This window comes from Rhodococcus sp. SGAir0479 (assembly GCF_005484805.1).
Lineage (GTDB): Bacteria > Actinomycetota > Actinomycetes > Mycobacteriales > Mycobacteriaceae > Prescottella.
This window is the reverse complement of the sequence record NZ_CP039432.1, coordinates 1,726,932-1,746,987: the sequence shown is the minus strand read 5'-3', so window position 1 is coordinate 1,746,987 and position 20,056 is coordinate 1,726,932. Positions and strand designations below refer to the sequence as shown.

17 protein-coding genes and 1 pseudogene are annotated in these 20,056 nt (G+C 70.4%); 6 read left to right on the top strand and 12 right to left on the bottom strand.

Annotated features, from left to right (window positions below; all coding sequences use genetic code 11):
• Window positions 1–18: 18 nt before the first annotated feature.
• From E7742_RS08130 to E7742_RS08095, 8 genes and pseudogenes are all read right to left on the bottom strand, one after another.
• The gene (locus E7742_RS08130; protein ID WP_137798489.1) at window positions 19–588 is read right to left on the bottom strand and encodes a hypothetical protein; all 570 of its coding nucleotides are present in this window, start codon (window positions 586–588) and stop codon (window positions 19–21) included.
• A gap of 262 nt (window positions 589–850) precedes the next feature.
• The gene (locus tag E7742_RS08125) at window positions 851–1,588 is read right to left on the bottom strand and encodes a DUF6226 family protein (protein WP_254699203.1); all 738 of its coding nucleotides are present in this window, start codon (window positions 1,586–1,588) and stop codon (window positions 851–853) included.
• A gap of 201 nt (window positions 1,589–1,789) precedes the next feature.
• Window positions 1,790–2,386: a hypothetical protein gene (locus E7742_RS08120; RefSeq protein WP_137798488.1), complete on the bottom strand. Its 597-nt coding sequence runs from the start codon at window positions 2,384–2,386 to the stop codon at window positions 1,790–1,792.
• 268 nt (window positions 2,387–2,654) lie between these two features.
• Window positions 2,655–2,975, bottom strand: a complete 321-nt coding sequence (locus tag E7742_RS08115) for a hypothetical protein (protein ID WP_137798487.1) — start codon at window positions 2,973–2,975, stop codon at window positions 2,655–2,657.
• Window positions 2,976–3,008: 33 nt separating this feature from the next.
• The gene (locus tag E7742_RS08110; protein ID WP_137798486.1) at window positions 3,009–3,494 is read right to left on the bottom strand and encodes a DinB family protein; all 486 of its coding nucleotides are present in this window, start codon (window positions 3,492–3,494) and stop codon (window positions 3,009–3,011) included.
• A gap of 121 nt (window positions 3,495–3,615) precedes the next feature.
• A pseudogene (locus E7742_RS08105) lies at window positions 3,616–5,582 on the bottom strand (DEAD/DEAH box helicase).
• Between the two features lie 348 nt (window positions 5,583–5,930).
• Window positions 5,931–6,896: a M56 family metallopeptidase gene (locus tag E7742_RS08100; protein ID WP_137798485.1), complete on the bottom strand. Its 966-nt coding sequence runs from the start codon at window positions 6,894–6,896 to the stop codon at window positions 5,931–5,933.
• A 28-nt stretch (window positions 6,897–6,924) separates the two neighbouring features.
• On the bottom strand, window positions 6,925–7,374 hold the full coding sequence (locus tag E7742_RS08095) for a BlaI/MecI/CopY family transcriptional regulator (protein ID WP_137798484.1): 450 nt from the start codon (window positions 7,372–7,374) through the stop codon (window positions 6,925–6,927).
• Window positions 7,375–7,509: 135 nt separating this feature from the next.
• Between E7742_RS08095 and E7742_RS08090 the strand changes: the two genes are divergently transcribed.
• From E7742_RS08090 to E7742_RS08070, 5 genes are all read left to right on the top strand, one after another.
• Window positions 7,510–8,814 (top strand): alpha/beta hydrolase-fold protein, encoded by a 1,305-nt coding sequence (locus E7742_RS08090; RefSeq protein ID WP_137798483.1) that lies wholly within the window; start codon window positions 7,510–7,512, stop codon window positions 8,812–8,814.
• On the top strand, window positions 8,811–11,366 hold the full coding sequence (locus E7742_RS08085; protein ID WP_137798482.1) for a bifunctional lysylphosphatidylglycerol flippase/synthetase MprF: 2,556 nt from the start codon (window positions 8,811–8,813) through the stop codon (window positions 11,364–11,366). Before E7742_RS08090 ends, E7742_RS08085 begins: the two co-directional genes overlap by 4 nt.
• A gap of 88 nt (window positions 11,367–11,454) precedes the next feature.
• Window positions 11,455–11,865 carry a VOC family protein gene (locus E7742_RS08080; RefSeq protein WP_175420437.1) on the top strand — a complete coding sequence of 137 codons (411 nt, stop codon included), beginning with the start codon at window positions 11,455–11,457 and terminating at the stop codon, window positions 11,863–11,865.
• Window positions 11,865–12,476 carry a glyoxalase gene (locus E7742_RS08075; RefSeq protein ID WP_137798480.1) on the top strand — a complete coding sequence of 204 codons (612 nt, stop codon included), beginning with the start codon at window positions 11,865–11,867 and terminating at the stop codon, window positions 12,474–12,476. Before E7742_RS08080 ends, E7742_RS08075 begins: the two co-directional genes overlap by 1 nt.
• 122 nt (window positions 12,477–12,598) lie before the next feature.
• Window positions 12,599–14,425, top strand: a complete 1,827-nt coding sequence (locus E7742_RS08070) for an alkyl/aryl-sulfatase (RefSeq protein ID WP_137798479.1) — start codon at window positions 12,599–12,601, stop codon at window positions 14,423–14,425.
• 21 nt (window positions 14,426–14,446) lie between these two features.
• Here E7742_RS08070 and E7742_RS08065 read toward each other — a convergent pair whose 3' ends face one another.
• The 3 genes from E7742_RS08065 to E7742_RS08055 form a co-directional block, all read right to left on the bottom strand.
• Window positions 14,447–15,295: an ABC transporter ATP-binding protein gene (locus E7742_RS08065; RefSeq protein ID WP_137798478.1), complete on the bottom strand. Its 849-nt coding sequence runs from the start codon at window positions 15,293–15,295 to the stop codon at window positions 14,447–14,449.
• Entirely contained in the window at window positions 15,292–16,287 is a 996-nt protein-coding gene (locus E7742_RS08060; protein WP_254699289.1) for a FecCD family ABC transporter permease, read from the bottom strand. The genes E7742_RS08065 and E7742_RS08060 overlap by 4 nt, the downstream gene beginning before the upstream one ends.
• A 101-nt stretch (window positions 16,288–16,388) precedes the next feature.
• A complete protein-coding gene (locus tag E7742_RS08055; protein ID WP_137798476.1) occupies window positions 16,389–17,864 on the bottom strand; it encodes an iron chelate uptake ABC transporter family permease subunit in 1,476 nt (491 codons plus the stop codon).
• Between the two features lie 169 nt (window positions 17,865–18,033).
• Here E7742_RS08055 and E7742_RS08050 point away from each other — a divergent pair, with 169 nt between their 5' ends.
• Window positions 18,034–18,774 carry a hypothetical protein gene (locus E7742_RS08050; protein ID WP_137798475.1) on the top strand — a complete coding sequence of 247 codons (741 nt, stop codon included), beginning with the start codon at window positions 18,034–18,036 and terminating at the stop codon, window positions 18,772–18,774.
• 570 nt (window positions 18,775–19,344) lie between these two features.
• Here E7742_RS08050 and E7742_RS08045 read toward each other — a convergent pair.
• A complete protein-coding gene (locus E7742_RS08045; RefSeq protein ID WP_137798474.1) occupies window positions 19,345–19,851 on the bottom strand; it encodes a hypothetical protein in 507 nt (168 codons plus the stop codon).
• Window positions 19,852–20,056: the final 205 nt, after the last annotated feature.

Here is a 20,056-nt window from a genome sequence, read left to right as displayed (position 1 = left end):
ATCGACCCGTGCGCGCGGTCAGTCGCCGTAGAAGGTGGCTGCGTCGATTTGGTCCAGCGGAAGCACGTCCGCGGCCGCAGCGGTACGGCCTGCCGTGAGCGAAGGGCTGTCCCTCAGCGCGACGGCGAGTGCCGGTTCCTCGTCGATCTGCACAACCAATTGGTAAATGGCGGCCAGGTGGTGCAAACACGGGCGCTTGCGGCCTGAGCACGCGCAGGTCGTGTTGTGTGCCTCCGGGTCTCCGGCGACCGAGATGGACTTTGCCGTCAGATCGGCAACAAGCGAGTCGGGGATCTCGCCGGCCGCCACCGCGCGGTTCCGGGAGCCGGCACGAGCGACGAGATCGCGTACGGCGGCTGATTCCACATCGCTCCACAGCGGTACGGCGATTTCGACCGGAACCACCCTGTCCCGAACGGTCACTTCGGCACGAATTCGGCCCGTCTCGACGGCAATGAGGGTGACCGAGCCCTTGCCCACAAGGATGCGAGCCTGCGGCAACAACGAGTTCGGTGAGGACGCGCCGGTCGATTCGACGGTTCGCAGCCACGCGCGGCCCCACGCGGTGACGCCGAACTTCACACCCATTGCGGGGTTCCGATCGCGTCGAGGTCGAGCAGGGCCCGTAGCTCGGTGTCGGGCAGGTCAGCCAACGCGGCCTCGAAGGCTAGTCGGCGAACAGCCTTCACTGCCAAACAAACTCGTCCCAATCGCCGCCCCTCGGGTGTGCTGTTCCCGACATTGACGGGAGCCGGATCATGAGGCCTCCGGGGGAGTGGGCGCCGCCTTCTCTGCTCCACTTCTCCCTCCACGCCCGCCACCCTTTCCGGAGATCGCCGAAGATCGCAGGCTACGGCGCGATCGCGTCGCCGAGAGTCCTGGATCGCCAGTTCGGCGGCCAGGGCGCGGCCGTGAACGCTGTGGATTGCTCGACGTCCCGAACGGTGCCGGCTCGGCTGACGAAGGACGTGCGCACCGAGTAGTCGTCGCCTGTGAGGCGAACGTCGAGGGAGCCGTCGACGACAGAGAGCACCCACCGGTCGATGTCTGCGAACAGTTCTGTAGACCCGCGATCGCACGCATCGCACCCACAGTCGGGAATCGACGCCAGACTCACCGCCGGGTCGCCGGCTGCGACGGTCACCGTGAATATGTGTTCACTGTCCACCGGTGCGTGTGTTGTCAACACCAATGGAACCGCACCGGCAGCCGTCGGTTCGAGAATCGTTACGGCGCCGCCGGAGTCGAGTGGGCGGAGCGCCCACCTCGCTTCCGTCGCCTCGCGCGCCCAGCCGCGGTCGAGGAGCACCTTGGTCCGCGCGCGTGCTCGGGCAACCACGATCAGGAACTTGTCGGGATCGGTGAGTCGCTCGTATTCCGTCTCGTCCGGTGTGCAGCCGTCCTCGTACGGGTTCGGCCATCCAGGCGTGGCCGCACCGGTGACGGCGAATGCCGCGTCGACGTCGGCGAGCAGCTCACATACCTCGTCGGACAGCAGCGGCGCGCGCCCACTCCACCCCGCTTCGAGCGCGCGGAGGATGTTGCCGTTGAACCCACACCACCACGACTGCGCCCTATCAGTAGCCACCATAGGAACCTATCGGCGCCGTCGATGCCCTGCCGAACTGTGTCGATGCGCCTGCAGCGGCGCAAGGTGCGCTCGATAGTCTCGGGCTGCGGGCCGTCTGCCCGGTTCCCTCAGTCGTTGGAGGTGACGCAGTGAATGCGTGGTTCGACCTCGATGCGGTTCCGCCTTACCGGCTACCGGTGACGACCCGACAGGCTGCAGCTACCTCGCCTGCGTGGTCCCTTCGTGGTGTCGGATCGGCGTCGTCGTCCAGCGGTACCAGGCCAGCCAGCAGAAGGCGACAACCATGAGGACGTCGGCGACGAGAGCCACCGCGGTCGATCGCGTCACCCGGGCAACCGGAAACGCAACTGCCGCAATACACAGGAGTGCGACACACGCCCGCGGCGATATTCGCGAGTGCCACTGCAACGCACCGAGAACGATGAGCGCGAGGGGAAACACCGGACCGGCCAGCAGCAATACGGCCGCCCCGCCGATCGGGTAACCCTCGAACCCCGTGAGACCGGATCCCTCGGTCACGCCCAACACGCCTTCGAAAAAGCCCTGCAAACCGAATGCGACGGTCCCGAACATCCCGACCAGCACCAGCAGGAACCCCAATGCGGAGATGACGGGAAAGGGCGAGCGAAGCCTCTCGTACTCTCCGAGAAGTCCGAAGACCCACGGCACCGTCGACACGGCGATGAGCATGCCGCCGACGACCCCGTAATGTCCGTCGTCCCAAAACAGTGGGGACAGAGCGAAGAGCACCGGCCCGACGACGAGCCCGAGGACTTGTAGCCGAGGCACAAGCATGGCCTCGATGGTAGTCAGCGAGGACGACGGCGTCTTCGATACGGCGGGGACAAGGGCGGCCCCGCCCAGGTTCCGTTCGCATGCATCGTGAGACCACGCCCCTGGGTGCGGGAGGTGGGCCGCCGAAGGGTTTCCGGCATGGACTGTGACGTGCCGTCCGCCGCGTATCACCCGGGCCGAAGCGCTGACCTACTTGGCTGCGAGCCGTATTCGGGGTCGCGGCGGATTGTTCGAAGCCCGATCCCCGAGCCCGATCCCCGAGGCGTAGTCACCTCCACCCGGGCCGGACTGTGCGCCGTCGCCCCCACCACGCAGTCGCCGCGGCCACCAGCAGGACCACACCGATGCCGACCGCGACAAGGCCTGCACGACTGGCCTGATCACATCCGAAGCTGTAGAAGGTGCCCGTGTACGCGTCCGGGTCGCGAACACCCGGCACCTCGAAGGCCTCGCTGACGTGGTCCCGGACCTCGTCCATGCACTCGGTATAGGCCCGCTTCTCGTGGCGATCGAAGACGAACCCGCCGACGATCAGAACGACGGCCACCGCGGTCAGGCCGGCGAGTAGTCGGTGCGTCCTCGGAGTCACCGCAGCATTGTCACACGAGGTCCGGGCACCGTCTCAGTGCTCGTCCGCGGCCAGGATGTCGCGGGTGATTTCGAGTTGCCCCAGGTGTTGCGACAATTCGCGCACGATGTGCAACAGCATCCAGGTCGCGGTAGCCGTGCGGGCGCTGCCGCTGCGGGTGGTGCCCGGGGGAGTCCGGTCCCGCACTCCCTCGGTCAGAGCGATCGCAACCCGTTCGGGGAAGGACTCGCGGATGCGGTCGAGTTCGGCGCACAGCTCCTGTGGGTCTCCCTGAGCGCGGAACTCGCTGTCCCGGTCGCGGGGGATGCGCAGGCCCGCGATCAGTGACCCGCCCCAGTAGTCGGCCATCCCCACGCAGTGCGCGCCGATCGCGTACGGACTGTTGGCGCCGGGCAGGTTCGGGACGCGGTTGGCCTGCTCGCTGGTCATGTCGGCGAGGATCGCCCGCATCGCGGCCAGGGACTCTGCCGCGATGGACACGACGGCCTGATATGTGTCGTCGTCGGCTCGGTTCGTCATGGGAGGAGCGTAAGGCCGGTACACGGGATTCGTCGCCCGGCACCGTGCACACCGGCCCCGGTCGCCCTGTCGGGGCGGCCGGGGCCGGTGTGCTGGAATGCGTGGTCAGTCGACCTCGCCGCTACACGTTGCGGTTGCGGTGCGGGCCGTCGAATCCGTCGTAGCTGCGCCGCTCGGTGCGGCTACGGAAACCGCTGCTGCGCGGGGCCGGTCCGCCCTGGCCGCCGTTCCGCTCACCGTGCGAGCGGTCGGGGCGATCGCCGTACGATCGGCGGTCCCGGTCACCGAAGTCGCGGCGCGGGCCGCGGTCGTTGCGCTCGCCGAAGGACCGGTTGTTGTCGCGGGAGCCACGGAAGCCGCCGCCCTCGCCGTCGCGGCGCGGGGCACGATTGTCCCGATCCCCGAAATCGCGACGCGGACCGTCGAAGTCGCGACGCGGGCCACGATCGCCACGGAATCCGTTGCCGCGGGACTCGCCGCCGTGCGACTCGTTGCGACGGAAGCCGCCCTCACTGCGACGGTCACCGAAGTCGCGGCGCGGGCCGCGGTCGTTGCGGTCACCGAAGGACCGGTTGTTGTCGCGGGAGCCACGGAAGCCGCCGCCCTCGCCGTCGCGGCGCGGGGCACGATTGTCCCGATCCCCGAAATCGCGACGCGGACCGTCGAAGTCGCGGCGGGGGCCGCGGTCGCCGAAGCTGCGCTCACCCTCGTTGCGGTCACCGAAGTCCCGGCGCGGCCGGTCGTCCCGGTTGCCGCGGAACTTGCCGTGCTCCCCGTCGCGACGCGGGCCGCGGTCACCGAAGTCGCGGCGAGGTCCGCGATCGTCGCGGTTCCCGCGGAATCCGCCGTCGCGGCGCGGACCGCGGTCACCGAACGACCGCTCGCGGCGCTCGGTGCCGAAGTAGCTGTCGCGCACCGGTTCTCCACTCGGAGCCTGCGCCCCCGTGATCGCGGCCAGTTCCTCCGAACCGGGGAACACGGGCACGGCGGTGGCGTCGACGCCGGCCATCCCGGTCAGCCGGCGGAACATGCGGCGCTGGTTCGGCAGCACGATCGCGGCCACCACACCGGCCTCGCCGGCACGCGCGGTGCGACCGGCGCGGTGCAGGTAGTCCTTGTGGTCCTGCGGCGGATCGACGTGCACCACCAGGTCGATGCCGTCGACGTGGATGCCGCGGGCCGCGACATCGGTCGCGACCAGGACCGGGGTGCGGCCGTTCTTGAAGCGTTCGAGGACACGGGTGCGCTGGTTCTGCGCCTTGCCGCCGTGCAGCGCCTCGGCAGCGACGCCCTGCTCGCGGAGCCGTTCCACGACACCCTCGGTGCCGAGCTTGGTGCGCGCGAACATGATGGTGCGACCACCCTTGCGGGACGCGATCTCGGCGAGGACGGCGTCCTTCTGGCCGCGGTCGACCAGCAGCACGTAGTGGTCCATCGTGGTGACCGATGCGCGACCGTCCTGCGTGGAGTGCAGTTCGTGCTGCGGCAGGAACTCGCGGACCAGCGCCTGCACGTCGTTGTCGAGCGTCGCCGAGAACAGCAGCCGCTGGCTGTCGGCCGGGGTGCCGTTCAGCAGCGTGCGCACCTCGGGCAGGAAGCCCATGTCGGCCATCTGGTCGGCCTCGTCGAGTGCGGTCATCTCGATGGCGTCGAGCACGCACGTGTTCTGCCGCAGGTGGTCGCCGAGGCGGCCGGGGGTGGCGACGAGGATGTCGACGCCCCGGCGCAGCTGGTCGACCTGCTTGGTGAACGGGGTGCCACCGACGGCGGCGCGCACGTTCAGGCCGAGGGCTCCGGCGTACGGGGTGAGCGAGTCGACGACCTGGAAGGCGAGCTCACGGGTGGGCACCAGCACCAGCGCGCGGGGCGCTTGGGCGCGGGCCGGTCCTCGTGGCGGGCCAGGCGCGCGAGCATCGGCAGACCGAAGGCAAGCGTCTTGCCCGAACCGGTCTGGGCGCGGCCGAGGATGTTCTTGCCGGCGATGGCGTCCGGGACGGCCATGGCCTGGATGGGCGAGGGGACGGTGATCGAGTTGCGGGCGAGCGCGGCGACGACCGGCTCGGGCAAGCCGATTTCGGCGAACGTCATCTCGGGGGTCGAGCTTTCGACAGCTGTGTCGATGTCGGTCTCGTCCTGTACGGACGGATCTTGGGCAGCAGTGGTCACGCGGAATACCTCTCCGGACGTCGGGCGCGTCGCGGAGCGGGGCTGTCATGCAGCCGCACGAAGAGACGAGCCAGGGCACATTTCACCTGGCCATCCGAGCGCGCATGCGGAGAGATGGGGCTGTGTGCCAAACAAATGTTGGACTGTTCGATCGGGCCGCGATGGCGGCCGCAATCGAGTGTACGCGATCGGACAGCGAGCCCGCCGATCACCGCGAGCGCTGTGACCAGCGCAACGGAAACCCGGTGGGCCCGCGTCGGTACGACGTCGTCAGGGTTGGGAGGCCGAGAACAGCCGGCTCAGCTCCACCAGCCACGGCACCGCGACCGCGATCGTCGGGACAACCAGGATCGCCGCCGCGGTGAGGTAGGCGGCCGCCGTGATCCGCACGTCGCCGGCGGTGCCGGTGAGACGCTGGACCCGCACCAGGGTGCTGGGACCACCGACCGCCATCGCGCCGCGCGGTGCGGTGGAACCGGCGCACGTGACCAACGCCCGGGCGAGCGGTGCCGGACCGGTGACCTTCACGGCCGAATCGTCGGCGAGCAGTTCGACGAGCAACTGCACCGACCCCAGCGCCGACTTGGAGCGGACCACCCGCGGAAACGCCTCGTGGACAGCGGTGAACGCCTCGAGTACGAGATCGTGGCGGGCCCGCAGGTGCGAGCGTTCGTGCGTGAGGATCGCGGTCACCTCGGCGTGGCCCAACGAGTTGAGGGCCCCCTCGCTGACCACCACGCGCTGCCGCAGTCCCGGGAGGCAGTACGCGATCGGCTCGGCCGCGTCGAGGACGCGGACGTCGGAGAACCCCCCGAGCGCCGACGACGGATCCACGTCACCGCGGTCGAGGAGATCGACGAGCATCCGGTGCCGCGCGCGGCGACGTCGGGTGTGCACGGCGACGCGAACGATCGAGAAGATCAGCTTGGCGCCGATGAGCAGCGTGAGGCCGAAGACGACGATGTAGAGCACCCACAGCGGCAGCCCGAGCGCATCTATCTCGGCGGTCGGCTCGGTGGTGGGGCGGCCGTCGGGCCCGGGCACGAGTAGCTGGCTGGCGATTGCGAGCCCGGAACTGAAGGCCGACAGGACGGCGGCGAGTGCGATCGCCTGCCACAGCACCAGCGCGGCGCGCGGCGACCGGTACGGCCACTGCGCACGACTGAGCAGCGCCGGCACCGGACCCGTCAGTGCGAGCGCGAGCACACCGAAGGCGAGCGCCGTGGTGGCGTTCATCGGTTACCGGTCATGGCGTCGCAGGGCCTCAACTCGCCCGGCCGGTACCGGGCGGCAGTCCCGGCGGGTGCAGCGGAGCCGGCTGGGCGGCCTTCGCGGCCTTCTCGGCTTCGGACTCCTCGAGCGCGGCCAACGCCTCGCGCAGCGCGGCGGCCTCGTCGGCCCCGACCTGCCCGACGAAGTGGACGAGCGCGGCGGCTCGCTCGCCGGACGCGTCGGCCTGCTGCAGGGCGTCGACCATGAGGCCGGCGACCAGCTCGTCGCGGCCGTGCACGGGCACGTAGCGGTGCGCGCGATCATCACGCTGCTGGATGACGAGGTGCTTCTTGGCCAGGCGTTGCAGGACGGTCATCACCGTCGTGTACGCCAGTTCCCGCCGAGCCGCCAATGCCTCATGCACCTGCCGCACCGTCTGGGGTTCCGACACGGACCACAGATGGTCCATCACCGCACGTTCGAGCTCGCCGAGTCCAGCCATGCCGCGATTCTACGGACCACCCGCCCCGAATGGTTACTACTGGCGGTAGTAACTTTCCGCGGACCGGTGTGGTATCGGTCGCATCCCACCCGGGCGCGGTATACCGGGTGAGGACGACGGCGGGATGGAGGTCCGGTGGCGCAGTGGCTCGATCGGGTATCGCTGGTGTCGGGGCCGTTGCCCGTGCTGGTCGTGCTGCTGGGGATCCTCGGCGCGGGATGGCTGCTGGCGAGTCGGCGGCGCTGGTTCCTGCGGTGGGCGGTGCCGCTCTCGGCGCTCGCGGCGGTGGCGACCACGCTGCTGTTGTACGTGGTCGTCGAACACGTGTGGCGGCCGTTCCCGGACCCGGTCGAGACGGCCGTCTACGTGTGGATCGGCGTCGGACTGTGGGCGGTGCTGCTGCTGGTGCCGCGGCTGCTGACCGGGCGCCGGTGGATGATCCCGATCTCGGTCGTCGCGGCCGGTGCGGTCGTGCTCACCGCGGCGCTGCAGATCAACCAGGTGTTCTACGCGTATCCCACGGTGGGCACCGCACTCGGGCTGCCGGACCCGGACCGGATCGACTTCGCCGAGGTCCCGCCGCCGCAGGCGTCCGTCGTCACCGGCCGGCCGCTCGAGGAGGCGTGGACGGCGCAGGCGGACGGGATACCCGGCAGTGGCCGCTACACCACCGCGGCGATCCCCGGTGCGACGTCCGGATTCGGGGCGCGGGACGCGGTGATCTACCTGCCGCCGGCGTACTTCGCGACCCCGCGTCCGCTGCTGCCGGTGCTGGTACTGCTCGCCGGCCAGCCGGGCTCGCCCGAGGACTGGCTGCACGGCGGCAAACTCGTCGCGACGATGGACGCCTTCGCCCGCGCCCACCACGGGCTCGCGCCGGTGGTGGTGGTCCCGGACGGCACCGGGTCGCAGCTCGCGAACCCGCTGTGCGTGGATTCCCCGCTCGGCAACGTCGCCACCTATCTCGCGGTGGACGTGCCCGCGTGGGTGAAGACGCATCTGCAGGTGGATCCCGATCCGCGGTCCTGGGCGGTGGGCGGGTTGTCGTACGGGGGGACGTGCTCGCTGCAGCTGGCGACCAACTATCCGCAGGTCTATCCGACGTTTCTGGATCTGTCGGGGCAGGAGGAGCCGACTCTCGGCGACCGGGCCCGCACCGTGGACGAGGCGTTCGGCGGTGACGAAGCCGCGTTCGTGGCGGTCAATCCGCTGGATCTGATGAAGACGCGGCGGTACCCGGACACGGCGGGGATCATCGTCGTCGGAGACCGCGACGACGCCTACCGCGGCGGCGCGAAAACGGTGTACGAGGCTGCGAAGAACGCGGGCATGGATGTGCAGTACGTAGAGGTGCCGGGCGCGCACAGCTTTCTGGTGTGGTCCACGGGACTGCGGGAAGAACTCGACTGGCTGGCCGAACGGATGGGACTGATCTCGTGAATGCGGTGCGGCGATACGCGCGTCGGGTCGTGGATCTGCTGCGGTACGGAGCAGCGGGCGCACCGGTCAGCATCACGCTGCTGGCGTTGATCTGGATCCTCGGCGTGGCGACCGACTCGGTGGGCCGCGGGCCCGGACAGTTCGTCGACCGGCATCTGGCGGTCGGGATCGGACCCCTCGAGCACTGGCGGCTGTGGACCCCGCTCACTGCGGGCCTGTGGGCGCCCGGACCGGCCGGCTATCTGGGTGCGACCGTGCTGGTCTTCCTCGTCGCGGCACCGCTCGAGCGGCGGATGGGATCGGCGCGGTTCGCGTTGTCGGCCGGCGTCACCCAGATCGTCGGCGCGGTGCTCGGTGCGGCGGTCGCCGCGGTGGTGAAACTTCTCGACTCCGACTGGGGCTTTCGGCTCCACATCGGCACGGCGGTCGGGCCGACCACGTGGATCGTGGGGGTCGCGATGGTCGCCAGCGCCTCGATGGACACCCTGTGGCGGCGCCGGATCCGGGTGGGTCTGCTCGCCCTCACGTTGACGCTGGTGTTGTTCGCCGGGCAGTTGCAGGACGTCATCCGGTTCGCGGCCGCGGTGGTGGGCCTGTGCCTCGGCCCGTGGATCGTGGGCCGCTCCGCCCGCGGACATCGCGTCACCGGGACCCGCCGCGAGGGCCGGGTGCTGGTCGCGATCGTGGTGGCGGCCACGTCGATCGGCACGATGCTCGCGGCGCTGTCCCCGCACGCCGTCGGGCCGCTCGCGGTGCTGCGTGACCTGTTCCGCGGGGTGCCGTGGACGGCGGCGGAGGTCCGCGAGATCTGCCAGGCGGCGCAGTCGGATCCGGACTGCCGGCGCGGTGAACTCGACCTGCGCCTGTCCGGGGTGGGCCCCACCCTGCTGAGCCTGATGCCGTCGGTGTTCCTGCTGGTCCTGTGTGACGGGCTGCGCCGGGGCCGACGGTTCGCGTGGATCGCGTCCACCGTCGCGCAGGTGGTGCTGCTGGCGCTGTCCCTGCTGAACTTCGTCGTCCGCTACGTCGACGTGGTGGACGAGCAGACGCTGTTCTACGGCCTCGACGAGCCCAACGTCTACCGCACACTGACACCGTTCCTCACCCCGCTGGCGCTGTTGATCCTGCTGTTGGCCACCCGGAAGCTGTTCGACGTGCAGGCCCCGCCGAAGACGTACCGCCGGTTGTTCGGCAAGCTGGCCGTGCTGGTCGCCGGGCTCGGCGTGCTCTACGTGCTGGGCGGGCTGTGGGCGCGCAACGGCTTCGACCGCCGTCCCACCGCCGCGACGCTCGTCGCGGACTTCCCCGAGCGGCTGGTGCCGCCGGTGTACCTGCAGATGCTCGATCCGCGGCTGCTGCCCGTCGACTGGGCGTCGACCCTGCTCTACGAGTGGACCGGGGTGGTGTTCTGGGTGGCCGCGTGCGTGCTGGTGGCGGCGACGTTCCTGCGGCCGGCGTACGGCGCCGACAGCGGCGCGGGGGAGCGGGCGCGCGCGATCCTCACGTCCGGGTCCGGCAGCGCGCTGTCGTGGATGACGACGTGGCGGGGCAATTCGTACTGGTTCGGTGCCGCCGGCGACAGTTACGTCGCGTACCGGGTGATCGGTGGCGTCGCGCTGACGACGGGCGGGCCGGTGGGACGCCCGGACCGGGTCCGCGACGATGTGGCCGGGTTCGCCGAGTTCGCTGCCGCCAACGGGTGGACGCCGTGCTTCTACTCGGTGACCACCGACGTCCGCGATGCAGCCGACACACTCGGTTGGGTCGGTGTCCAGGTGGCCGAGGAGACCGTGCTCGACCTCGGCGCGATCGCCTTCACCGGCAAGAAGTTCCAGGACGTGCGCACCGCGCTCAACAAGGCCGCGAAGTCGGGCATCACCGCGGAGTGGATCGACTTCCGCACCGCCCCGCTCGCGATCACCGACCAGATCACGGCGATCTCCGAGGAGTGGGTCGCCGACAAGGGGATGCCCGAGATGGGCTTCACGCTGGGCGGGCTGCAGGAGATGGACGACCCCGAGGTGCGGTGCCTGATCGCGGTCGACGAGCAGCGCACCGTGCACGGGGTGACGTCGTGGCTGCCGGTGTACCGGGACGGCCGGATCGTCGGCCGAACCCTGGACTTCATGCGGCGCCGCGCGGACGGCGGATTCCGGCCCGCCATGGAGTTCCTGATCGCGTCGGCCGCGCTGCTCCTCGAACAGGAGGGCGCCGAGTTCGTGAGCCTGTCCGGGGCACCGCTGGCGACGATGCGCCGACCCGACGCGGCCGACGGCGACGACGCCGGCCCTGCACCGGACGTGCGACCGGGGTGGTCCGACGCGATGGACTCGGTGCTAGAACTGCTCGGACAGACACTCGAGCCGGTGTACGGCTTCCGCTCGCTGCTGGCGTTCAAGTCGAAGTTCCAGCCCCGCTACGAGCCGATGTACATGTGTTTCGCGGACCCCGTCGCGTTGCCGAGCATCGGCAACGCGATCGGCCGGGCCTACCTGCCCGAGGTCTCCTTCGGGCAGGGCGTGCGGCTGGTGCGGACACTGGTGCAGCGCTGACGGCGACCATCCGCCGGCGCGCAGTGTGTGCCGAACCGATCAGGAATCGAGAAGCGTCGGGTGCACTCCCCGAAATAGCGTGGGCGCCATGAACCTCAACATTCACTCCGCCTTTCTGCCGCACACCGATCACGAGGCGTCGCTGGCGTTCTACCGCGACCTGCTCGGCTTCGAGGTCCGCAAGGAGGTCGGGTACAACGGCCTGTACTGGATCACCGTGGGGCACCCCGACCAGCCCGACGTGTCGCTGGTGCTGCACCCGCCGGCCGCCGACCCCGGCGTCACCGACGACGAGCGCCGCGTCATCACCGAGATGATGGCCAAGGGCACGTACGCCATCCTCACCCTGGCCACCCCCGACCTCGACGCGACGTTCGAGAAACTCGTGGCCGGCGACGCCGAGATCGTCCAGGAACCCACCCAGCAGCCGTACGGCATCCGGGACTGTGCGGTCCGCGATCCCGGCGGCAACCTGCTGCGTATCAACGAGGTGCCGTGATGACCGGGCTGCAGTCGATCACACTCGAGGTGCCCGACGTCGCCGCCGCGGAGACGTTCTACGCGGACCTCGGGGTCGGCAAGTACGTGGACGTGCGGGCCGCCGGCGCACCGGCCACCGGTTTCCGCGGGTTCACCCTGTCGCTGGTGGTCTCGCAACCCAATGTCGTGGACGCGTTCGTGGAGGCGGCCGTCGCCGGTGGTGCGGCCGTGGTCAAACCCGCGAAGAAGAGCCTGTGGGGCTACGGCGGCGTGGTACAGGCGCCGGACGGCGCGCTGTGGAAGATCGCGACGTCGGCGAAGAAGGATCGGGGCCCCGCGGTCCGGGAGTTCGAGTCGCTGGTGCTGCTGCTCGGTGTCGCGGACGTCAAGGCCGGCAAGGCGTTCTACGTCGACCGCGGGTTCGAGGTGGCCAAGAGTTTCGGCCGCAAGTACGCGGAGTTCGCCGGGCCGTCGTCGAACGTCACGCTCGCGCTGTACGGCCGTCGGGCGCTCGCCAAGGACGCCGGTGTATCCGACGAAGACGCCGGTTCCCACGGACTGCTCATCGGCGGCGACGCGGGACCGTTCACCGACCCGGACGGGTTCGTCTGGGAGGACGCGCGACGCTGAGATCCGGCCTCCCGCTGCGGCCGTCGGGGGGCGCTTCACCCGCTCCGGGTGAGGCCCCGCCGGCGGCCGGATGTCACGGTACCAACTACGTCCGGAGGCGCCGCCGTGCGAGAGGGGACCCCATGACCGATCGGTCGGACTTCGACGATGTCGAGCGCGGGTTCGTCGCCGCGCTGTCGCCGGGGGTGGTCACCGACGCGGCCGGCGCCGTGGTGTGGGACGGCCCGTCGTTCGGGTTCCTCGACGACGACTGCCCACCCACCGTCCACCCGAGCCTGTGGCGCCAGTCCCGGTTGTGCGCCCGGCAAGGATTGTTCGAGGTCACCGAGGGGATCTACCAGATCCGGGGCCTGGACCTGTCGAACATGACGCTCGTCGAGGGCGAGACCGGCGTGATCGTCGTGGATCCGCTGATCTCGGCGGAGACGGCGGCGGCCGGGCTCGCGCTGTACCGCGAGCACCGCGGTGATCGTCCGGTGGTCGGGGTGATCTACTCGCACTCGCACATCGACCACTTCGGTGGTGTGAAGGGCGTGACCGGCGTCGACGACGTCGCGGCGGGGCGGTGTCCCATCCTGGCGCCCACCGGTTTCCTCGAACACGCGGTCGCGGAGAACGTGTACGCCGGCACCGCGATGTCCCGGCGCGCCGCGTACATGTACGGGGCGGCGCTGCCCCGCGGGCCGCGCGGCGCCGTGGGGGCGGGACTCGGCCCGACCACGTCGACCGGGACGCCGACGCTCATCGCACCCACCGTGGAGATCGAGCACACCGGGCAGACGGAGGTCGTCGACGGCGTCCGGATCGAGTTCCAGATGACGCCGGGCACCGAGGCGCCGTCGGAGATGAACTTCCACTTCCCGGACCGGCGGGCGCTGTGCATGGCCGAGAACGCGACGCACACGCTGCACAATCTGCTGACGTTGCGTGGCGCACTGGTGCGCGACCCGCACGTGTGGGCGAAGTACCTGACGGAGGCGATCAACCGCTACGCCGCGCGCTCGGACGTGCTGTTCGCCTCCCATCACTGGCCCACGTGGGGGACCGAACGGCTCACCGAGTTCCTGTCCGTGCAGCGGGACCTGTACGGCTACCTGCACGACCAGACGGTGCGGGCGATCAATAAGGGCGCCACCGGCATCGAGATCGCGGAGACCTTCCGGTTGCCGCCCGCCGTCGAGCAGGCCTGGCACACCCGCGGCTACTACGGTTCGGTGAGCCACAACGTCAAGGCGATCTACCAGCGGTACATGGGCTGGTTCGACGGCAACCCGGCACGGTTGTGGGAGCACCCGCCGGTGGAGGCGGCGCGCCGGCACGTGGAGTTCATGGGGGGCGCCGCCGAGGTGATGGCGAAGGCCCGGAAGTCCTACGCGGAGGGCGATTTCCGGTGGGTGGCGCAGGTGCTCGACTACGTGATCTTCGCCGACCCCGGCAACACCGACGCCACGGCGTTGCAGGCGGACACCCTCGAGCAGCTCGGCTTCGGAGCCGAGAACGGGACGTGGCGCAACTTCTTCCTCATGGGCGCCTACGAGCTCCGCAACGGCCCGGTCGGGACACCCACGGTGACCGCGTCGGCGGACATCGCGGGCGCGCTGTCGGTGGAGCAGGTCTTCGACGCGGTCGCGTTGCGCGTGGACGGGCCGCGGGCGTGGGCGGCGGACATCACGCTCGACTGGAACATCACCGACCAGGGGCTCAGCCATCGCACTCACCTGCGCAACGGGCTGTTGGTGCACTACGACCTCGACGGCACGGCGGGCGGCTCCGACGCGGTGCTCACGCTGTCGCGGGCCGACCTGGTCGCCGTCGTGGTCGGTGGCGCCGATCTGGCCCGGCTGATCGCTGAGGGCCGGGTGACCGCCGACGGTGACATCGCCCGGCTCGCCGAGCTGGTGGGCTACCTGGACGCGCCCGATCCCGACTTCGCGATCGTCACGCCGTGACGGTCGGCGGGCCGCTCTCGCTCAGTTCGCGGGGCGTGGTCCGCCGACCGCGCCGTACACGTGCCGGGTCCCGATCGGCACGATCAGCGGCCGATCCGACACCGGATCGTCGATGACGGCGGCCTCGAGCCCGAACACCTCGTCGAGCAGTTCCGCGGAGATGACGTCCTGCGGCTTGCCCTGCGCCACGATCCGCCCCTGCGACATCACGATCAGGTGATCGCTGTAGCGGACGGCGAGGTTGAGGTCGTGCAGCACCATGATGACGGTGCGGCCCATCTCCTCGTGCATGCGGTCGACGAGGTCGAGGACCTCGATCGAGTGCGAGAGATCCAGGTAGGTGGTCGGCTCGTCGAGCAGCAGGATGTCCGTGCCCTGCGCGAGCGCCATCGAGATCCACGCGCGCTGACGCTGGCCGCCGGACAGCTGGTCGACGGGCCGGTCGGCCAGGTCGGCCACGCCGGTCAACGCGAGCGCCCGCGCCACCTCGCCCTCGTCGTCCGACGACCACTGCCGAATCCACGACTGGTGCGGGTGGCGGCCGCGCGCGACCAGGTCGGCGACCGTGAGTCCCTCGGGTGCGAGGGGCGCCTGCGGCAGCATGCCGAGGGTGCGGGCGACGTCCTTGGTGCGCATCGACCCGATGGCCTTGCCGTCGAGCAGCACCTTGCCGCCGCGCGGCTTGAGGAGCCGGCCCAGCGCACGCAGCATGGTCGACTTGCCGCAGCCGTTGGGGCCGATGACCGTGGTGATGACCCCGGTCGGGATCTCGACGTCGAGGTCTTCGACGATGACCCGATCGCCGTAGCCGAGGGTCACGTTCTCGGCGACGAGGCGCGGCGCGGGTGTGGAGTGAGCCGTGGTGGTCATGCCGAGACCTTCCGGTTGTTGCGGACGAGCAGGTACAGGAGGAATGGGCCGCCGAGCGCCGACGTCACGATGCCCACCGGCAGTTCGACGGGGAGGATGGTGCGCGCGATGATGTCGCTGCCGACGACCAGCACGGCACCGCAGAGCGCGGACGCGATGATCGGCGGGCCGGCCGAGCGGACCAGCCGCATCGCGACCTGCGGGGCGGCGAGCGCCACGAAGCCCACCGGGCCGGCCGCCGCGGTGGCCACGGCCGCCAGGATCACCGACGCGAGCAGCAGCTTGGCCTGCGCCGACTGCTGCCGGACGCCGAGCGAGCGGGCGTTGTCGTCGCCGAGACGCAGCGCGCCGAGGGTGAAGGTGGAGATGATCGCCCATCCGCCGATGACGACGAGCGCGACGGTGACGGGCCACACCTGTGCCCACCCGGCGCCGTTGAGCGAGCCGTTGAGCCACACCTTCGCGCGGGAGACGTCGTTGATGTCGGCGGAGATCAGCAGCCATCCGGTGATCGCGATCAGCATCGCGTTGATGCCGATGCCGACGAGGATCAGCCGGTAGCCCTCGACGCCCTTGCGCCACGCCAGTAGGTAGATCACCGCGGCGGTGAGCAGCCCGCCGAGCAGCGCCGCCAGCGGAATGCCCAGGGTGGCGAGCAGACCAACGAACGAGCCGCCGCCCCCGAGCACGATCAGCGCGACCGCGGCCGCGCTGGCGCCGGAGGTGATGCCGAGGATGTCGGGGCTGGCCAGCGAGTTGCGGGCGATGGACTGGGTGATGGCGCCGGAGATACCGAGCGCGACGCCGATGAGCACCGCCGTGAGCGCGCGGGGGAGCCGCAGGTCCATCACGATGAACCGCTGCACCTTCGTCCCGCCGCCGAAGAGCACGTTGGTGACCTCGGGGACGGACAGCGGGAAGTCGCCGCGGCCGATGCCGAGGCACACCAGCAGGAACAGCGCGGCCACGAGCACCACGTTGACGGCGATCATGTACGGCCGCAGGACCAGCGACACCGGGCCGAGCCGGAACGCGCGCCGCGACGGCACCTTCACCGCGTCGGCCGGGTCGGTGGTGACGGGTTCGAGGACGCTCACAGGCTCGCCAGCTTCCTGCGCCGCACGAGCGCGATGAAGAACGGGGCACCGACGACGGCCAGCACGATGCCGACCTGCAGCTCACCGGGGCGCACCACGACGCGGCCGATGACGTCGGACATCACCAGCATGAGACCGCCGAGCAGCCCGGCATAGGGGACGAGCCAGCGGTAGTCGGGTCCGGTGATGGCGCGGGCGACGTGCGGCACCACCAGGCCGACGAACGCGATCGGCCCGCACGCGGCGGTGGCCGCGCCGGTGAGCAGGGTGATCGCGACGATGCCGATGGTGCGCGACAGCGCGACGTTGGTGCCGAGCGAGCGGGCGACGTCCTCACCGAGGCTGATCACATTCAGGCTGGGGGTGCTCGCGACGGCGATCACCAGCCCCAGCACCAGGAACGGCAGCACCTGCCAGAAGATGTCGATGCCGCGGCCGGACACCGAGCCGACCACCCAGAACCGGTAGCCGTCGAGGCTGGTCTGGTCCACGATCACCACCGCGTTGGTCATCGCCTGCAGGAAGAACGCGACGGCCGCACCCGCCAGCGCCAGACTGAGCGGGCTGGCCTTGCCGTTGCCGATCGAGGACAGTCCGAACACCACGATCGACGCGGCCGCCGAACCGGCGAACGCGAACCACAGGTACTCGCCCGGCGAGGTGAGCCCGAGCGTGTAGATCGCCAGCACGACGAAGAACGCCGCGCCGGCATTGAGACCGAGGAGGCCGGCATCGGCCAGCGGGTTGCGGGTGTGGCCCTGGATCAGTGCGCCGGCGACGCCGAGCGCGATGCCGACCACGAGACCGAGCAGCGTGCGCGGAATGCGGAGCGTGCGCACGATGATGTCGGTCTCGCTGCCGGTGGCCTGGAAGAGCGCGTGGAAGACCTCGCCGAACGAGAGGGGGCGGGCGCCGACGGCCACGCTGGCGAACAGCACGAGCAGCAGCAGCAGCGTGAGCGCGGCGAGTCCCAGCAGCCGCCGCCGCCGCACTGCCGCCAGCGACGTGTCGGAGGCGATGGGCTCGAAACCGTCCGCCCGGGCGGTGGACTCGCGGACGACCTCGATGTCGTGGCCCCGCCACCGGCGCAGTGCCCGGCGCACACCGATCGGGGCGGCGGTCTCCGCGTCGCGGGTCACGAGCCCGAACCAGCCCTTGCCGACGGTCGTGCCGCCCCGGCCCTCGCGGAACCCGCGGTTCCACACGAACAGGCCGACGGCGATCACGACGGCTGCGCCGCCGAACACCGCACGATCGGCCTCCCCGCCGCCGCGGGCATCCGCGAGCGAGTCCACGAGATACCAGCCGATCACGAGCGGCAGTGCCACGACGCCGATGTCGACCAGATTCGCGAGGACGCGCAGATATCGGGGCGCGGGCCCCTGGGGGACCACTTCCTTCGCGTAGTCGCCGGGCGGGTGCGGGTGCCCCGACGCGTCCGGATCCGAGTCCGGGAGGCGTGTCGTCGTCACTGCTGGGCTGCTCCTAGGGAAAGCAAACGCTGTCGAGCCTCAGGTTACGGAAGCCTAACCGAAGGGGCGACGGCAGTATCCGCTCTGCGGCACGCAAACCGATCAGTTTGCGAGTAGTTAGGCTAGCCTACGCTTGTTCGTAGGAGTTCAGACGTTCGATGGAGGCACGATGCCGGTGACCGCACCCGCCCACTGCAGCACGACCGAGACTTCCCTGACGCACGCGTGTAGCCGGCTCCGGGCGATCGTGCCGGACTATCCGCGGGTCTACGCCGTCGCCACGATGGCGGAACAGGGCAAGCGGCGCTGGTGGCCGATCGCCGCGTGCGCCCGCGACGAGGGACTGCCGGCCGGCGCGCCCCGGGACCGTGTGGGGCAGATGTACGCCCGCCTGCTCGAGGACCTGCGCTCGCCCGACGCCGCGATCACCCAGGTCGCGGCGGCGCTCGTACATGCCGTCGTGGGGCGGGTGGCCGCGCTGGTCGTGCTCGAGGGGCGGGCGTGGGATCCGGGCGTCGACAATCTGTGGATCCACATGGACAACGACAACGGCATCGACTGGGCCGGCGTGGCCGACGGCCGGCTGCGGGTGTTGCCCGACGACGCCCTCGCCGATCGCCGGGACGTCGTGACGTTGCCCTGTGAGCGGGCCCTGGCGGTGTGGACTGCCCACCGGTGCCTCACATCCCTGGCGGCCATCCGCCGGGCGCTCGACGCCACCGCGCACCTCGACTCGGTGCGCTTCGCCTCCCTCGTCGCCGACGCGGTCCTCGGTGCCGCCACGTACGTGCCGATTCGCGCCGGTTCGTCCCGGTCGGTCGCCGCCCGCCGCGGGCAGGACCTGCTCGATGCCTTCGAGGCCGCGGGCGTTCCGGTCCGCACCCGGGCCCTGCTGGCGACGGCATGCTGACGAAGGGGTTGATCAATTAGGGCAGGCTTCCCTATAGTTGGGGCTGTCAATACTGCTGGACCGTGCGGAGTCCTGAGGGCTGCAGCGACTCCCGGTCCCTGCCACGGCGGGTTCCGCGCACACTGTGCGGAACCCGCCGTCTCGTCTGTCGGACCCGCCGCCCCGAAGGCCTCGACCAGTCGACGCTTCCGCGATCGGCGCGTCGACGTCCGTGGTCGTGTTCGTAACGCTGTTCTCGATCCTCGTCGGCGGCCCGGGTGCCGCGAATCGGGGGTACCGCGTGGGTTGCGCGTCAGCGTCGGTGCCGCGCCGGCGGGCGCCTTCGGCCTGGGGGCGGACCCCTCGACGGCGCATCCCTGGAGATCGGCGTCGATACCGGGGCCAACCGAAGGCGGAGTCGTGCAACGAATCCGAAGCCTGGTCGGATCGTCCGACTCGTCGGTCGTTTGTCTGGCGGTAGGCGTCGATACAGGCGTGCCCGACGGTGTGCGGCGACAACCGCCGACGACGCCGGGTGCGGTCAGCGGGCTGACGCCCGCCGACCGCACCCGGTATCACGAAACCTGCAGGTCAGCTGCCGAACTGGCTGAGGACGCCGTTGAGAACGTCACGGAAGAAGTCCTCGACGCTACCGAGCCCGGGAACGGCAGCCGGATCCTCCTCGGTGACCGCCACCCGCACGGGCTGGCCGACGACCTGGTACGCGGTGTCGCCGATTTCCTTGCACTTGGTGAACACCCAGTACTCGCCGATGGGCAACGCCGCCGAGGTGCCCGAACCCGAGGCGCCGGTGAGGATCTGGTCCTTCACCAGACTCGGCCCCGCGATGGGGTACTCGCCTACCTTGGTGCTCCTGTCGAAGACGGTGGCGTCGCCGCGGTACACGTAGCCCTCGCAGTAGTTGAACGGGAGGGTGGTCTTCAGGCCGGTGACCGTGGAGGTGATCGTCGAGCCGGACACCGTCACGGTCGGACTACCGGTGACCTGAGCCGAGGAGAGCGCGGGGCTGGTGACGAGAGCGAGTGCGGAGAGTCCGGCAACGACTCCGGCACCGGCCAGCTTGCGTGAAACGCCCATGTTGGGTCCCTTCGAGTGTGGACGCCGCGCTGCCCCGACGGTGCGGCGTGGGTTCGACATTGTGCGCGGCGCCGGGGTCTCCCGACGGGCACCATGAAATAAGGTAAGCCTGCCCTGCTGAGGGCAGGCTTATTAAATGATGCCGGTGCTTCCGTGTCAAACGGTCGGTTGTGCGATAGGCGGTAACTTCCACTCGGCCCGTCGC

What these genes read in the sequence shown, in the direction of transcription:
- E7742_RS08130 (WP_137798489.1), bottom strand. Translation starts at nt 588, where the DNA reads ATGGGTGTGAAGTTCGGCGTCACCGCGTGGGGCCGCGCGTGGCTGCGA.
- E7742_RS08120 (WP_137798488.1), bottom strand. Translation starts at nt 2,386, where the DNA reads ATGCTTGTGCCTCGGCTACAAGTCCTCGGGCTCGTCGTCGGGCCGGTG.
- E7742_RS08110 (WP_137798486.1), bottom strand. Translation starts at nt 3,494, where the DNA reads ATGACGAACCGAGCCGACGACGACACATATCAGGCCGTCGTGTCCATC.
- E7742_RS08100 (WP_137798485.1), bottom strand. Translation starts at nt 6,896, where the DNA reads ATGAACGCCACCACGGCGCTCGCCTTCGGTGTGCTCGCGCTCGCACTG.
- E7742_RS08095 (WP_137798484.1), bottom strand. Translation starts at nt 7,374, where the DNA reads ATGGCTGGACTCGGCGAGCTCGAACGTGCGGTGATGGACCATCTGTGG.
- E7742_RS08080 (WP_175420437.1), top strand. Translation starts at nt 11,455, where the DNA reads ATGAACCTCAACATTCACTCCGCCTTTCTGCCGCACACCGATCACGAG.
- E7742_RS08075 (WP_137798480.1), top strand. Translation starts at nt 11,865, where the DNA reads ATGACCGGGCTGCAGTCGATCACACTCGAGGTGCCCGACGTCGCCGCC.
- E7742_RS08070 (WP_137798479.1), top strand. Translation starts at nt 12,599, where the DNA reads ATGACCGATCGGTCGGACTTCGACGATGTCGAGCGCGGGTTCGTCGCC.
- E7742_RS08065 (WP_137798478.1), bottom strand. Translation starts at nt 15,295, where the DNA reads ATGACCACCACGGCTCACTCCACACCCGCGCCGCGCCTCGTCGCCGAG.
- E7742_RS08060 (WP_254699289.1), bottom strand. Translation starts at nt 16,287, where the DNA reads ATGATCGCCGTCAACGTGGTGCTCGTGGCCGCGCTGTTCCTGCTGGTG.
- E7742_RS08050 (WP_137798475.1), top strand. Translation starts at nt 18,034, where the DNA reads ATGCCGGTGACCGCACCCGCCCACTGCAGCACGACCGAGACTTCCCTG.
- E7742_RS08045 (WP_137798474.1), bottom strand. Translation starts at nt 19,851, where the DNA reads ATGGGCGTTTCACGCAAGCTGGCCGGTGCCGGAGTCGTTGCCGGACTC.